The sequence below is a fragment of the Pseudomonas sp. Nvir genome (genome assembly GCF_963778085.1).
Taxonomy (GTDB): domain Bacteria; phylum Pseudomonadota; class Gammaproteobacteria; order Pseudomonadales; family Pseudomonadaceae; genus Aquipseudomonas; species Aquipseudomonas juntendi.
Window position 1 is genome coordinate 894705 of record NZ_OY970405.1, and the last position, 13335, is coordinate 908039.

9 protein-coding genes and 3 pseudogenes are annotated in these 13335 nt (G+C 63.0%); 1 reads left to right on the forward strand and 11 read right to left on the reverse strand.

What is annotated here, in order from left to right; translation table 11 throughout:
• Positions 1 to 4: 4 nt before the first annotated feature.
• Positions 5 to 481, forward strand: coding sequence for a ferritin-like domain-containing protein (locus AACG97_RS04475; RefSeq protein WP_009682712.1), 477 nt, complete (start codon positions 5 to 7; stop codon positions 479 to 481).
• Here the strand turns inward: AACG97_RS04475 and AACG97_RS04480 are convergent.
• The 11 genes and pseudogenes from AACG97_RS04480 to AACG97_RS04530 all read right to left on the reverse strand — a co-directional run bounded on the left by AACG97_RS04480 (position 478) and on the right by AACG97_RS04530 (position 13291).
• The gene (locus AACG97_RS04480) at positions 478 to 1968 is read right to left on the reverse strand and encodes a sensor domain-containing diguanylate cyclase (RefSeq protein WP_054890462.1); all 1491 of its coding nucleotides are present in this window, start codon (positions 1966 to 1968) and stop codon (positions 478 to 480) included. The genes AACG97_RS04475 and AACG97_RS04480 overlap by 4 nt on opposite strands.
• A gap of 572 nt (positions 1969 to 2540) precedes the next feature.
• A complete protein-coding gene (locus AACG97_RS04485; RefSeq protein WP_070085855.1) occupies positions 2541 to 3875 on the reverse strand; it encodes an OprD family porin in 1335 nt (444 codons plus the stop codon).
• 205 nt (positions 3876 to 4080) lie between these two features.
• Complete coding sequence (locus AACG97_RS04490) at positions 4081 to 4305, reverse strand: hypothetical protein (protein ID WP_029888076.1); 225 nt, start codon at positions 4303 to 4305, stop codon at positions 4081 to 4083.
• Positions 4306 to 4500: 195 nt separating this feature from the next.
• Positions 4501 to 4938 (reverse strand): annotated as a pseudogene (locus AACG97_RS04495) (ATP-binding protein); the annotation flags it as partial.
• 55 nt (positions 4939 to 4993) lie between these two features.
• A pseudogene (locus AACG97_RS04500) lies at positions 4994 to 5431 on the reverse strand (sensor histidine kinase); the annotation flags it as partial.
• Positions 5432 to 5460: 29 nt separating this feature from the next.
• A complete protein-coding gene (locus AACG97_RS04505) occupies positions 5461 to 6621 on the reverse strand; it encodes an IS3 family transposase (RefSeq protein ID WP_317529134.1) in 1161 nt (386 codons plus the stop codon).
• A 113-nt stretch (positions 6622 to 6734) separates the two neighbouring features.
• Positions 6735 to 6833, reverse strand: a pseudogene (locus AACG97_RS27975) (hypothetical protein); the annotation flags it as partial.
• A gap of 113 nt (positions 6834 to 6946) precedes the next feature.
• On the reverse strand, positions 6947 to 8380 hold the full coding sequence (locus AACG97_RS04515) for a heavy metal sensor histidine kinase (RefSeq protein ID WP_144187573.1): 1434 nt from the start codon (positions 8378 to 8380) through the stop codon (positions 6947 to 6949).
• A complete protein-coding gene (locus tag AACG97_RS04520) occupies positions 8355 to 9029 on the reverse strand; it encodes a heavy metal response regulator transcription factor (protein ID WP_054890587.1) in 675 nt (224 codons plus the stop codon). Before AACG97_RS04520 ends, AACG97_RS04515 begins: the two co-directional genes overlap by 26 nt.
• 9 nt (positions 9030 to 9038) lie before the next feature.
• Positions 9039 to 12131, reverse strand: coding sequence for a multidrug efflux RND transporter permease subunit (locus AACG97_RS04525; RefSeq protein WP_125855695.1), 3093 nt, complete (start codon positions 12129 to 12131; stop codon positions 9039 to 9041).
• Positions 12128 to 13291 carry an efflux RND transporter periplasmic adaptor subunit gene (locus AACG97_RS04530; protein WP_125855696.1) on the reverse strand — a complete coding sequence of 388 codons (1164 nt, stop codon included), beginning with the start codon at positions 13289 to 13291 and terminating at the stop codon, positions 12128 to 12130. The genes AACG97_RS04525 and AACG97_RS04530 overlap by 4 nt, the downstream gene beginning before the upstream one ends.
• Positions 13292 to 13335: the final 44 nt, after the last annotated feature.

Below are 13335 nucleotides of genomic sequence, written 5' to 3' on the forward strand. Positions count from 1 at the left end.
TACCATGAGCAACCCGAACAAAGACGTGATCGATGTACTGAACGACCTGATCGAGTACAGCAAGGACGGCGAGAAAGGTTTTCGTGAGTCGGCCGATGATGTCAAGAACCCGGAGCTGAAATCGTTCTTCGCCCAGCGCGCCGGCGAATGCGCCAATGCGGCCGGTGAACTGCAAAGCGAAGTGCGCCGCCTGGGTGGCGACCCGGAAACCTCTACCAGCTTCAGTGGCGATCTGCATCGCGGCTGGGTCAACCTTAAGTCGATGGTCACCGGCAAGGATGAAGAAGCAGTGCTCAACGAAGTGGAGCGCGGCGAGGACCATGCCCTGAAGGCTTATAAGGAAGCCCGTGAGAAGCTGGTTAAACTGGGCCGCACTGCCTCAGACACTACCTATGCCCTGGTGGAGAAGCAACTGCAAGGCGTGCAGCGTAATCACGACCAGGTGAAAGCACTGCGCAACGCTGCTCGCGCCCGCTCTTAAGCCTCTGGGCCCTCTACCCGGTTACGGCCTTTGGCCTTGGCCCGGTAGAGGGCCTCGTCCGCGGCACCCAGCAACCTGGCCAGGTCGTACTGGGTGCCGGACAGACCGATGCCGATGCTGACCGTGACCCCACGGGCATCATCGGCAAACGGTACAAGTTCTTCTACACTCCGGCGGATGCGCTCAGCCATTACCTGAGCACCTGCCAGGTCGGTCTCCGGCAGTACTACCTGAAACTCCTCCCCGCCGTAGCGCGCAGCCAGATCTGCAGGGCGTCTCAGGCATGCCTCGATGGCCTTGGCCACCTCGCGCAGGGCATGGTCGCCACCGGCATGACCATGGCGCTGGTTGAATGCCTTGAAATGGTCGACATCCACCATCAGCAACGCCAACGGCATGTGATTGCGCTGCGCCCGCGCCCACTCCTGCCGCAATACCTGGTCTAGCCGCCGGCGGTTTGCCAGGCCGGTGAGGCTGTCGGTAGCTGCCAGTGTCGCCAAGCCCTGTTCGGCTTCGTGGCGGCGGCGCAATTCCCGGCCCAGCATCAAGGTGAGCCAGAGGATGCCGATGCACAATACGCCCGTGGCGACACTGACCACCGTGGCGGTACGGCGCCACGACTGGAACACCTCGTCAGCTGAATGCTGCACCAGCACGATCAGCGGTAACTGCGCTACCCGGGCGAAGGTGAACATGCGTGGCTGGCCGTTACTGGTCGCGGGGGCGGTGAAACTCCCGTGCTGCTCGCGGAGAATGCGTTTGAAATTCGGCCGAGTGGCAAAATTGGTACCGATCTCAAGCGTTTCCGGGCGCGAGGTTTGCCGGGCGAGCAATTGCCCATCCGTGTTCAGCAGGCTGATGCTGCTGTCGTCGCCGATGTCCAGGCGCCGGAACAGGTCGTTGAAGTACGACAGGCGCAGCGCCCCGGCGGCGACCCCGGCAAACTCGCCTTGCGGCCCGGAAATACGCCGGCTGAAGCTGATGCACCAGTCCAGGTCACCCAGTTTGGCCTTGAATGGCGGGCCCACCAGCAGCCCCAGGTGAGCATTGTGCTGGTGCGCCCTGAAGACCCCAGTATCGCCAAAGTTGGCCTGGCGCGGCACGCTGCTGGTGGAGTCACCGACCACGTTGCCTTGCTTGTCCAGCCAAAGCACGTCACCGCGTTGGCGGTCGACGAACGCCTCGTTGAACAGCAGACGCTGGCGCAACGGGCCGGGAATTTCCGGAAGCTCCTTGCGCCCAACGGCCCAGATCAACCCTTTGAGCGATTGGTCGTAGAGCTCGGCATTGCGCAGGATGTCGCTTTCGATCAGTTGCACGATGTTGTTGGCTGAACGCACGGCCGACTGCTCGACGCTGTCCCGCTCGCGAGCCAGCAGGTAGCTGACGATCGCCACGATAGCGAGCACGGCAAGGCAACTGCCCAAATTGAGGGTCAGCTCGGGGTGCGACCTGTAAAATGCTCGAGGCGGGGATTGGGTGGGCATGGTCGCTACTGCAGGGGCAGGGCTATTCGCGGCGGCGGTATTCTAGGGAAGCACGGATTGTCGGACAAGATTTGTCCGACGGAATCACGCTGTACTGCATGTTGGATTTACGCTGAACCCTGTGGGAGCGGGCGTGCCCGCGAAGCAAGTGTTGCGGTGTATGGCACCGGCTTCACCGGTGTTCGCGGGCGTGCCCGCTCCCACAGGGATCGCCTCAGCGCTGACAGGTGATTGCCACAAGGTATGGCAGCGCCTGTTAGAGCGAGCGCCGCCCGCGCGGCGCAATCGCGAGCTGCGCTCGCTCCTACGTTTGTTTCGGGCCAATTATTCCTGTGGGATTCGCGCGCGAACGCCTTGGTGCATGCCTCAATATCGCGCCGTACAAACAAGGCGGCCGCGCGCGCCTGTCACAGGCGTTACTGGCCCGAAACAAACGTAGGAGCGAGCGCAGCTCGCGATTGCGCCGCGCGGGCGGCGCTCGATCTCACAGGCGCTGAAGATGCTCCGGCTACCCTTGCCAGGAACCATAGAATCTCCCACAGGCGTTCAGGTGTGCTGCCTGCAAACGAGGGTCAGAACACGTTCACGGGGTAATCGACGATCACCCGCAGTTCATCGTTGTCGCTGTTGCTGTCGATCGAGGCATAGCCCTGGCTGCCACGGTGGGTGGCATAGCGCACCAGCACCGACAGGTCTTTAAGGTCACCCTCCTGGAACACGTACTTCAAGTCCAGGTCGCGTTCCCAATGCATGGCGCTCTTGCCATCGGCACGGTAGTAGTCGTAATGGGTGGTGTCCTGGGTGGCCTTGGTCAGGTCCGCTTCGCCGCGCGAATAGGACAGCGAGCTGGTCAGGCCAGGCACGCCGACACCTGCGAAGTCATAGTTGTACTGCAGCTTCCACGACCGCTCGTTGGGGGCGTTGAAGTCCGAGTACATGCGCGAGTTGTCCAGGTACACGCTGTCGCCCAGGTTGATGTAGTCGAACGGGGTGTTGCCATTGACCCGCTGGTAGGCGGCGGTGACGCTGTGGTACCCGGCGTTGACGGTGAAGTGCACGCTGTAGGTGTTGTTGTCGATCTTGCCCAGCAGGGCCTGGCCGGTGTCCTGGGTGTGATAGAAGTGCACACCGGGGTTCAGGCTGACCAGATCGCTGACCACGTAGGTGTAGTCGAAATCAGCGTAGTACTGGTTCCAGATGTCCTTCAGTTCGGCGGCGTACAGGTTGGCGGTGATGTTCGGCGTACCGCTCCAGGAGGCACCAGCCCAGTTCAGGTGCTTGCTCTTGTCGTGTTCGTCGAGCGAGCCGTAGTAGGTGTCGATGCGGCGGTGGCCACTCTGGTTGTACGGGTGGGTGAAGCTCACCTGGCCGCCTTCGAGCAGCAAACCGTCGACGCTGGTGTTGGTCAGGCTCACACCGCGGAAGGTTTGCGGCAGCATGCGGGTTTCGCCGCCGGCAATCACCGGGTTGGTGAGGAACAGGTCACCGGCCTTCAGTTCGGTGTCGAAGGCTTTGAGCTTGACTGCAGCGCCAGCGGTGGAAAACGAATGCGGCGCAGCACCCAGTTCGCCGTCGTCCTTGATGTGCGCTGGCAGGATGCTGGTGCCGGCATGGCCGCCGCCACCGTCGAGCTTCAGGCCCAGCATGGCATGGGCGTCCAGGCCAAAACCGACCGTGCCTGGGGTGTAGCCCGACTCGAACCGCGCCACTGCGCCCTGGCCCCACTCGCGGGTATCGCGCACGCCGGCGTTGTGGTTGTCGCGGTTGAAGTAGGCATTGCGCAAATGCAGATTGAAGGACGACCCTTCGATGAAGCCATCAGCCTTGTCTTCATCTGCCTGGGCGGCGCAAGGGATCGTTGCAGTCAATGCAATGAAAAACGGGGTGAAACGAAACGCGGAAGGCACCGGTAGAAGCTCCTTTGGTCTGACGGTGGGGCAGTTTTTATTTTGAATGTGCGTCTTTCTTATGGGTAAACGTTACAGCCGGGCTGAGAGTTACGGGCACATAAAAAAAGCCGCTGATGGGCAGCGGCTTTAAAAGGCTAACATATCGGCACAGGCTGTGCCCATGGCGTAGCCAAGGGAAAGTGGAAGCAACAACAGCGCCTGATCAGCTGTCGGCTTTGGCATCGACAGAGGCCTTGGAAGCGGTCTGTTCAGCATCTTTCATCACGTCGGCCTTGTGTGCGGCAACGCTTTCGCGGGCCTCCTGGTGCACGGCGGCGAGTTCGCTGTTACGGTTGACGAACGCCGGCGATTCTTCGGCCATGGCCAGGGGCGACAACAACAGGGACGACAGGACGAAAACGCTGGCAATACCCATACTGTTGGACATTTGAAACTACCTTCTTGCTGTGCAAGTGCTAATGAAGACGGGCTAAAGTTAGTCCTTTCATTGCACTTGATACAGAGCGAAGTGCGATAAGCACTGTTGCGCAAAAGGTAAAGATGTACGCAAAAAGCAATAGGGCTTTCGTCTGCAAGCCGCAGGCTAGACGCGGCCTTTGCAGCCCCGACAATTGCCGCCCGGTCATTGAACCAGGGGCTGCTTCGCACCCCATCGCGACACAAGGCCGCTCCTACAGGTCGGGAGCTGGATACCGAATGTATTCGCCCCGGCTTCACTGCGCACGAACACGTCCCCGCCATGCATCAGCGCAATTGCCTTGACGATGGCCAGGCCCAAGCCATGGTTCCCGCCCCCGCTGTTGCTGCGCGCCGCATCCACCCGGTAGAAACGCTCGAACAGCAGCGGCAGGTGCTCGTCGGCAATCGCAGGCCCCGGGTTGCTCACGGCAATGCTGACCTGCTGCGGCCCGGGGACGATCCTTACCTGGATCACCTGGTGCGGCGCCGTATGCTGCACGGCATTGTTCAGCAGGTTGATCAACGCCCGGCGCAATTGGGCTTTTTCGATGGGAACCTGGGCATCGCCACCGACGCTGACCTGCGCGTCTTCGAGAATGTAGGAGCGGCCTTGTGTCGCGATGGGCTGCATGGCAGCCCCGGCAATTGCCGCCCTGTCACTGAGCCAGGGGCTGCTTCGCACCCCATCGCGACACAAGGCCGCTCCTACAGGTCGGGAGCTGGATACCGAAAGTATTCGCCCCGGCTTCACTGCGCACGAACACGTCCCCGCCATGCATCAGCGCAATCGCCTTGACGATGGCCAGGCCCAAGCCATGGTTACCGCCCCCGCTGTTGCTGCGCGCCGCATCCACCCGGTAGAAACGCTCGAACAGCAGCGGCAGGTGCTCGTCGGCAATCGCAGGCCCCGGGTTGCTCACGGCAATGCTGACCTGCTGGGGCCCGGGGACGATCCTTACCTGGATCACCCGGTGCGGCGCCGTATGCTGCACGGCATTGTTCAGCAGGTTGATCAACGCCCGGCGCAATTGGGCTTTTTCGATGGGAACCTGGGTATCGCCACCGACGCTGACCTGCGCGTCTTCGAGAATGAGGTGCGCCCCATTTGTTGGACAATCTTTGATTAGGCTGCTGCGGCCTGATTCCTGTATGCCACGGGACTCAGGCCGGCCAGCCCCATCTTGATTCGGTCATGGTTGTAGTAATCGATGTATTCATCGATTGCAGCGCTCAGATCCTCGATGCTGGCGAAACGCTGACCGTGATACATCTCGGTCTTCAGTGTGCCGAAGAAACTCTCCATTCGCGCATTGTCCAGGCAGTTGCCTTTGCGTGACATGCTCTGCTCCAGTCCCATCTCCTCTAGTCGATTCCGGTAGCGGTAGTACTGATACTGCCAGCCCTGGTCGGAGTGCAGCATAGGCCTGGCCCCTTCCGGTAGCCGTGACAACGCCTGCTCGAGCATCTGACCGACCAATGGATAGTGCGGCGAGGTGTCGATCTGGTGCGCCACGATCTCACCATTGAACAGGTCCAGCACCGGAGAGAGATACAGCTTTTCACCCGCCACCTTGAATTCGGTCACGTCCGTTACCCACCTCCTGTTTGGCTCCTCTGCCGTAAACTTGCGCTCCATCTTGTTGGGAGCGATGCGTCCGGGCTCGCCACGATAGGACTTGTACTTCTTCACGCGCACCGTGCATTTGAGGTCGAGTTCGGCCATCAGTCGCCGCACGACCTTACTGTTAACTGCGTGGCCGACGCTGTGCAATGTCGCTGTCATGCGCCGATAGCCGTAGCGACCTTTATGCCGCTGCTGAATCTCACGGATACGGTCCTTGAGCGCAGCCAGCTTGTCACCGGCGGCCATCAACTTGCGCTGGTAGTAATACGTACTGCGCGCCAGTCCGGCCAGCTTGAGCAGGCCGTCGAGCGGGAAGCGGGTGCGTAGGGCCGAGATGATCAGGACTTTTTCTTCTCGGCCCTCTTCTGTCTCGCCTTCTCCTCGCGCAGTTCTTTTAACTTTTTTAGGTAGGCGATCTCCATCTCGGCGTGACGCAGCTTGGCCAGCAGTTCGGCGTACGAGAGTTCTTCCTCGGACTTGGGCGAGGTGCTGGCGGGTGGGGTGGATGGTTTGATCATGACGTTTCGCGGTCCCTTGTTCCCTGCTATCAGAGCTTTGATACCGCCACTGTAGTACTGCGCTTCCCATATGCCTATCTGGCTGGAATGCGTCAGGTTGAAAACAGCCGCCGTTTCGCGCAACGACAACTTGTCGCGCCATTTTCGCTCAAGCACCGAGAGCTTGAACTCAGGGCTGAAAGTCTGCGCGTGTCTGGACAGGCTGGCCTCGCCATGGATGCGGTAGGCCTGTACCCAGCGGCGCAGTAAGGAGGGATCCATCTGGAACTGTGCGGCTATGAAACGGTAGCCAATGCCACGTTGCAGAAAAGCCTGGATGGCGGAAAGCTTGAATTGTCTAGTGTACTTGCTCATATGAAACGCCCCTGAGGTTGGATTTTTGTCCAACGTCAGGGGCGCAGTTCAGAATGTAGGAGCGGCCTTGTGTCGCGATGGGCTGCATGGCAGCCCCGGCAATTGCCGCCCTGTCACTGAGCCAGGGGCTGCTTCGCACCCCATCGCGACACAAGGCCGCTCCTACAGGTCGGGAGCTGGATACCGAATGTATTCGCCCCGGCTTCACTGCGCACGAACACGTCCCCGCCATGCATCAGCGCAATTGCCTTGACGATGGCCAGGCCCAAGCCATGGTTCCCGCCCCCGCTGTTGCTGCGCGCCGCATCCACCCGGTAGAAACGCTCGAACAGCAGCGGCAGGTGCTCGTCGGCAATCGCAGGCCCCGGGTTGCTCACGGCAATGCTGACCTGCTGCGGCCCGGGGACGATCCTTACCTGGATCACCTGGTGCGGCGCCGTATGCTGCACGGCATTGTTCAGCAGGTTGATCAACGCCCGGCGCAATTGGGCTTTTTCGATGGGAACCTGGGCATCGCCACTGACGCTGACGCTGACTTGCGCGTCTTCGAGAATGTAGTCAAGGTAGTCGAGTGTGGTCGCCACCTCTTCGGCCAGCGATGCCTGGGTCAGGGCAGTGGCTTTGCTGCCCTGGTCGGCACTGGCCAGGAACAGCATGTCGTTGATGATGCTGCGCAGGCGCTCCAGCTCTTCCAGGTTCGATTGCAGCACTTCGAAGTAGTGCTCGGCGCTGCGCCCGCGGGTCAGCGCCACCTGGGTCTGGCCGATCAGGTTGGTCAGCGGCGAACGCAGCTCGTGGGCAACGTCGGCATTGAACGCCTCCAGCCGTGAGTAGGCCTGGCTGACCCGGTCGAGCGCGGCGTTGAAGGCACTGGCGAACTGCGCCAGCTCAGGGGCCAGGGCCTGGGTTTGCAGGCGCCCGTCCAGGCGTGGCGGGGCCAGTGCCTGGGCCTCCCTGGAAAGCGCCAGCAAAGGGCGCAAGCCGATGCGCGCGACCCAGTAGCCCAGCACCGAGGCCAGCAGCACGCCAAGCACTGCCAGCCCGATGATCGCCAGCAGCAGGCTGTGCTGGGCCTGCCAGAAGGTTTCGGTGTCGATGCCGATCATGAATCGCAGTGGCGGGCGCTGGCCTAGCGCCGGCAGCTCGCTGACCAGCACTTTGTACGGGTAGGGGTGGTCCGGCAGGCGCAGGTCGCGCATGCCCGGCGCGCCCTCGGCGAACTGGCGCACCAGCGCGCTGGGCTGGCCATATTCATAGCCGGGGTCGCTACCGACCACCCAGAAACGGATGCGCTTGTCTTCCTCGCTCAGCAGGTTCAGCTTGTTGATGATCTTGGCCCAGTGCTCGGGCGTGCCGTAGCGGTTGAGTGTGGATTCGAGCACGCTGAAGCGCGCCTCCAGCTCGGCTTGCGGCAGCAGGTCGAGGCTGCGGTCGACCTGGCGATACAGGGCCGAGCCGATCAGCAGGAACACGGCCAAGGCCACCAGGATGAACAACGCCGACAAACGCAGCGCAATGGAGTTACCCCGCACGGTTTTCCAGGACATAACCCATGCCTCGAATGGTGTGCAGCAGTTTCTGGTCGAACGGCCCGTCGAGCTTGGCCCGCAGGCGTTTGATCGCGACCTCGACCACGTTGGCGTCGCTGTCGAAATTGATGTCCCAGACCAGTTCGGCAATTGCCGTCTTCGACAGGATTTCCCCCTGCCGGCGGGCCAGCACGCTGAGCAGCGAGAACTCTTTGGCGGTCAGGTCCAGGCGCTGGCCGGCCCGCGTGGCCTTGCGTGCCATCAGGTCGATCCACAGGTCGGCCACCTGAACCTGCAGGGGCTCATGGCTGCTGCTGCGGCGGGTCAAAGCCTGCAGCCGGGCCACCAGTTCCAGAAACGAAAATGGCTTGCCCAAGTAGTCATCGGCGCCTTCGCGCAGGCCACGGATACGGTCTTCGACCCGCTCACGGGCGGTCAGCATGATCACCGGGGTCTGCTTGCGCGCGCGCAGGGCGCGGAGCACGCCGTAGCCGTCCAGCCCGGGCAGCATCACATCCAGCACAATGACGGCATAGTCGCCCTCCAGTGCCAGGTGCAGGCCATCGATGCCATCGCGCGCCAGGTCCACACTGAAGCCTTGCTCGGTGAGGCCGCGATGCAGGTAGTCGGCGGTTTTTTCTTCGTCTTCGATGATCAGCACACGCATGGTCTTGTCCTAGCTGGCACTTGGCGCTGCCGCGCGGGCAGCCTGACGGCGATGGAACAGGCGCTCCAGGGCCAAGTATATGACCGGGGTGGTGAACAGCGTCAGCGCCTGGCTCACCAGCAGGCCGCCGACCACGGCAATGCCCAGTGGTTGGCGCAATTCCGCGCCGGTGCCAAAGCCGAACATCAGCGGTACCGCGCCGAGCAGCGCGGCCAGGGTGGTCATGATGATCGGCCGGAACCGCGTCAAGCAGGCCTGATGAATCGCCTGTTCCGGTGAAAGGCCCTGCTGGCGCTGAGCTTGCAGGGCAAAGTCGATCAGCAGGATGCCGTTTTTCTTGACGATGCCGATCAGCAGCACGATGCCGATCAGCCCCATGATGCTGAAGTCCTGGCCCATGGCCCACAGCAGGATCAACGCGCCAAGGCCCGCCGAGGGCAGGGTGGAGATGATCGTCAGTGGGTGGACAAAACTTTCGTACAACACGCCGAGAATGATGTACACCGCCACCAGTGCCGCCAGGATCAGCCAAGGCTGGCTCGCCAGCGAGCTTTGGAAGGCCTGCGCTGCGCCCTGGAAGTTGCCGCTGATCGAATCGGGCATGCCCAGCTCGCGCTGGGTGCGTTCAAGGATGCTCACCGCATCGCCAAGGGCCACGCCCGGGGCCAGGTTGAACGACAGGTTGGCGGCCGGGAACAGGCCGTCGTGGCTGATCGACAGCGGCCCGGTGCTGGGCGGCGCCACATGGGCCACGGCCGCCAGGGGCACCATTTCATTGCTCAGGGGCGAACGCAGGTAGAAGTAGTTGAGGCTCTCGGCTTTACCACGCTGGCGCGCATCCAGTTCCAGAATGACCTTGTACTGGTTGGTGTCGGTCTGGAACTCGCTGATCTGGCGCTGGCCGAAGGCGTCGTACAGTGCCTGGTCGACGTCTGTAGTGGTCAGGCCGAAACGGGCGGCGGCCTGGCGGTCGATGTCGATGCGCGTGACGCTGGCCCCCAGTTGCAGGTCATTGGACAGGTCGCGCAGCGCCGGGTTGTTGCGCAGCCGCTCGGTCAGGCGCTGGGTCCACAGGTTGAGCGCCTCGGCGTCGTTGCTCTTGAGCACGTACTGGTACTGGGTGCGTGAAGGGCCGGAGCTGAGGTTGATGTCCTGGCCGGCGCGCATGTACAGCACGATCCCCGGCACCTGGGCCAGCTTGGGGCGCAGGCGGTCGATCAGTTCGCTGGCCGAGACATCCCGCTCGCCACGGGGCTTGAGGGCAATCCAGAAACGGCCGTTGGCGATGGTCTGGTTGCTGCCGGTAACGCCCACCGAATGCGAGAACGCGCGCACCGCCGGGTCGGCACCGATGATTTTCGCCAGCGCCTGATGTTTCTCGATCATCGACGGGTACGACACATCCGCGGCCGCCTCGCTGGTGCCAAGGATGAAGCCGGTGTCCTGCAGCGGGAAAAAGCCCTTGGGGATGGCCACGTAGCCCACGACCGCCAGCGCCAGGGTCACTGCGAACACGCCCAGCGTCACGCGCTGGTGGGCGAGGGCATGGTTCAGGCCCCGCTCGTACCAGCTGACCAGGCGTTCGCCGAAACCGCCCTGGTGCCCGCCAGGTGGGCGGTGCATGAACAGCGCACACAAGGTCGGCGCAAGGGTCAGCGACACCACCACTGAAATCAGGATGGTGGATGTGGCGGTCAGGGCGAATTCCTTGAACAGCCGGCCAACCACCCCGCCCATGAACAGCAGTGGGATGAACGCTGCGATCAGCGACAGGCTGATCGAGACCACGGTGAAGCCGATTTCCCCTGCACCCTTGAGCGCTGCGGTACGGCTGTCGTCGCCGGCTTCCAGGTGGCGGTGGATGTTCTCCACCACCACGATGGCATCGTCCACCACGAAACCCACGGAAATGACAATGGCCACCAAGGTCAGGTTGTTCAGGCTGAAGCCCAGCACGTACATCAGTGCGCAACTGGCGATCAGCGATACCCCGAGTACGCTGGATACCACCAGCGTCGCCGACCACTGGCGCAGGAACAGCGCCATCACCCCGATGACCAGCGCCACGGCGATCATCAAGGTCAGTTCCACCTCATGCAGCGAGGCGCGGATGGTTTGCGTGCGGTCTTGCAGCACCGACACCTCGACCGAGGCCGGCAGCATTTCCTGCAGCTTGGGCAGCGCGGCCATGACCCGGTCCACGGTGTCGACGATATTGGCGCCGGGCTGGCGGAAGATCACCAGGTTCAGCCCCGGCTGGTCGCCGGACCAGGCCTTGACGTAGGCGTTTTCCGCGCCGCTGACGACCGTGGCCACGTCGCGCAGGTACACCGGGCTACCGTTCCGGTACGAGACGATCAGTTGCGCGTAGTCCTCGGGGTGGAACAGCTGGTCGTTGGCGGCCAGGGTCGACACGCTGTGTTCGCCGTACAGGGCGCCCTTGGCCAGGTTCAGGCTGGTTTGCGCAATGGCCTGGCGCAGGTCGGCCAGGGTCAGGCCGATGGCGGCGAGTTTTTCCGGCTGCGCCTGCACGCGGATCGCCGGGCGCAGTTGCCCGGTGATGTTGATCAAGCCGACCCCTTCGATCTGGCTCAACTGCCGAGCCAGCAAGGTTTCGGCGTAGTCGCTGAGGTCGTTGCCGGGCATCTGGCTGGAGCTGACTGTCATCACCAGCACCGGGCTGTCGGCCGGGTTTACCTTGCGCCAGGTGGGCGGGTTGGGCAGGTCTTGCGGCAGGCGCGCAGTAGCGGTGTTGATCGCCGCCTGCACTTCCTGCGCGGCCGTGTCGATGTTCTTGTCGAGGGTGAACTGCAGCACCAGGGTGGTCGAGCCCAGCGCGCTGCTGCTGGTCATCTGGGTCATGCCGGGGATGGCACTGAATTGCACCTCCAGCGGGGTTGCCACCGACGAGGCCATGGTTTCCGGGCTGGCGCCGGGCAGTTGCGCGGTCACCTGAATGGTGGGGAAATCGGCCTCGGGCAAGGGGGCGACCGGCAGCCGTGGGAAGGCGATGGCGCCCAACAGCACCAGGGCGAAGGTCAGCAACAAGGTGGCGATGGGGTGGTCGATGCACCAGGCCGAAACACCGTTGCGCGTGTTCATGGCTGGCTCCGCTGGTCTGCCATGGCCGGCGCTGTAGGCGCATCGGGGCTGACCTCTACCCGTGAACCGGGCTTGAGCCGCGACTGGCCATCGAGCACCAGGCGCTCACCCGGCTTGACACCGGCAATGACGTTCAGCTCGCTGTCCTGGTACAGCACCTTGACCGGCACGCTGGTGACCTTGTCGCCGTCCAGGCGGTAGACGAAGTGCCCGTCCACCCCACGTTGCACCACCGGCGGCGGGACCACCAGGGCATTTTCCTGCACGGCGGTGCGCAGGCGAACGGTGACCAGTTGCCCCGGCCACAGGCGGCCGTCCTTGTTGTCGAATTCGGCTTTGACACGCACGGTGCCGGTGGTGGCGGAAACCTGGTTATCGATCAGCGCCAGGTGGCCTTCGCCAAGCAGGCTGCGTTCGCCGTCAGCGTCCATGTACGCCTGCACCAGCGCAGGGGCCGGTGCCGTGAGCAGGCGTTGCAGGGTTGGCAGCATTTGCTGGGGCAGGGCGAACTCGACGGCGATCGGGTCGATCTGCGTCACGCTGAACAAGCCTTGCGTGTCGCTGGTGCGTACCAGGTTGCCCGGGTCGACGTTGCGAATGCCCACCCGGCCAGTCACCAGCGAGCGGATCCGGGTATACGACAACTGCACCTGGGCGTTGGCGATGGCTGCCTGGTTGCCTTTGACGGTGGCCTGCAACTGGTTGACCAGTGCCTGTTGCTGGTCGAGCTGTTGCCTGGACACGCCGTTATCGCGGCTGAGCAGGCGGTAGCGCCGCAAGTCCACTGCCGCCACCTGGATCTGCGCCTGGCTTTGGCCGAGCAGGGCGCGCGCCTGGTCGAGCTGGGCCTGTATGGCGCGGTCGTCGAGGGTGGCGAGCAAGTCGCCCTGCTTGACCCACTGGCCTTCCTTGACCAGAACCTGGGTCAGTACCCCCTCGACCTGCGGGCGCACCTCGACGCTGTGCAGCGACAGCACCGAACCGATGGCGCTGGCGTAGCGGGGTACGTCCCGTTGGACGACGGTTACCACCCGCACCGGGATGGCCGTTTGCGAGCGGGCGGCGGGGGCAGGCTGGCGCTGGGTGTACCAAGTTCCCGCTGCTACCAGGATGAGCAGTACCAAGGCGGCAAGCAAGGCAGAGCGGAACGGACGTCGCATTGGTGCGGGCACCTTGGCCAATGGGGAGGGTGGTCAGTCATTCC

Excerpts from the sequence above, each read along its gene's own strand:
- AACG97_RS04525 (WP_125855695.1), bottom strand. The coding sequence starts at position 12,131 with ATGAACACGCGCAACGGTGTTTCGGCCTGGTGCATCGACCACCCCATC.
- AACG97_RS04490 (WP_029888076.1), bottom strand. The coding sequence starts at position 4,305 with ATGTCCAACAGTATGGGTATTGCCAGCGTTTTCGTCCTGTCGTCCCTG.
- AACG97_RS04530 (WP_125855696.1), bottom strand. The coding sequence starts at position 13,291 with ATGCGACGTCCGTTCCGCTCTGCCTTGCTTGCCGCCTTGGTACTGCTC.
- AACG97_RS04480 (WP_054890462.1), bottom strand. The coding sequence starts at position 1,968 with ATGCCCACCCAATCCCCGCCTCGAGCATTTTACAGGTCGCACCCCGAG.
- AACG97_RS04475 (WP_009682712.1), top strand. The coding sequence starts at position 5 with ATGAGCAACCCGAACAAAGACGTGATCGATGTACTGAACGACCTGATC.
- AACG97_RS04505 (WP_317529134.1), bottom strand. The coding sequence starts at position 6,621 with ATGGCGCGACAAGTTGTCGTTGCGCGAAACGGCGGCTGTTTTCAACCT.
- AACG97_RS04520 (WP_054890587.1), bottom strand. The coding sequence starts at position 9,029 with ATGCGTGTGCTGATCATCGAAGACGAAGAAAAAACCGCCGACTACCTG.
- AACG97_RS04515 (WP_144187573.1), bottom strand. The coding sequence starts at position 8,380 with ATGTCCTGGAAAACCGTGCGGGGTAACTCCATTGCGCTGCGTTTGTCG.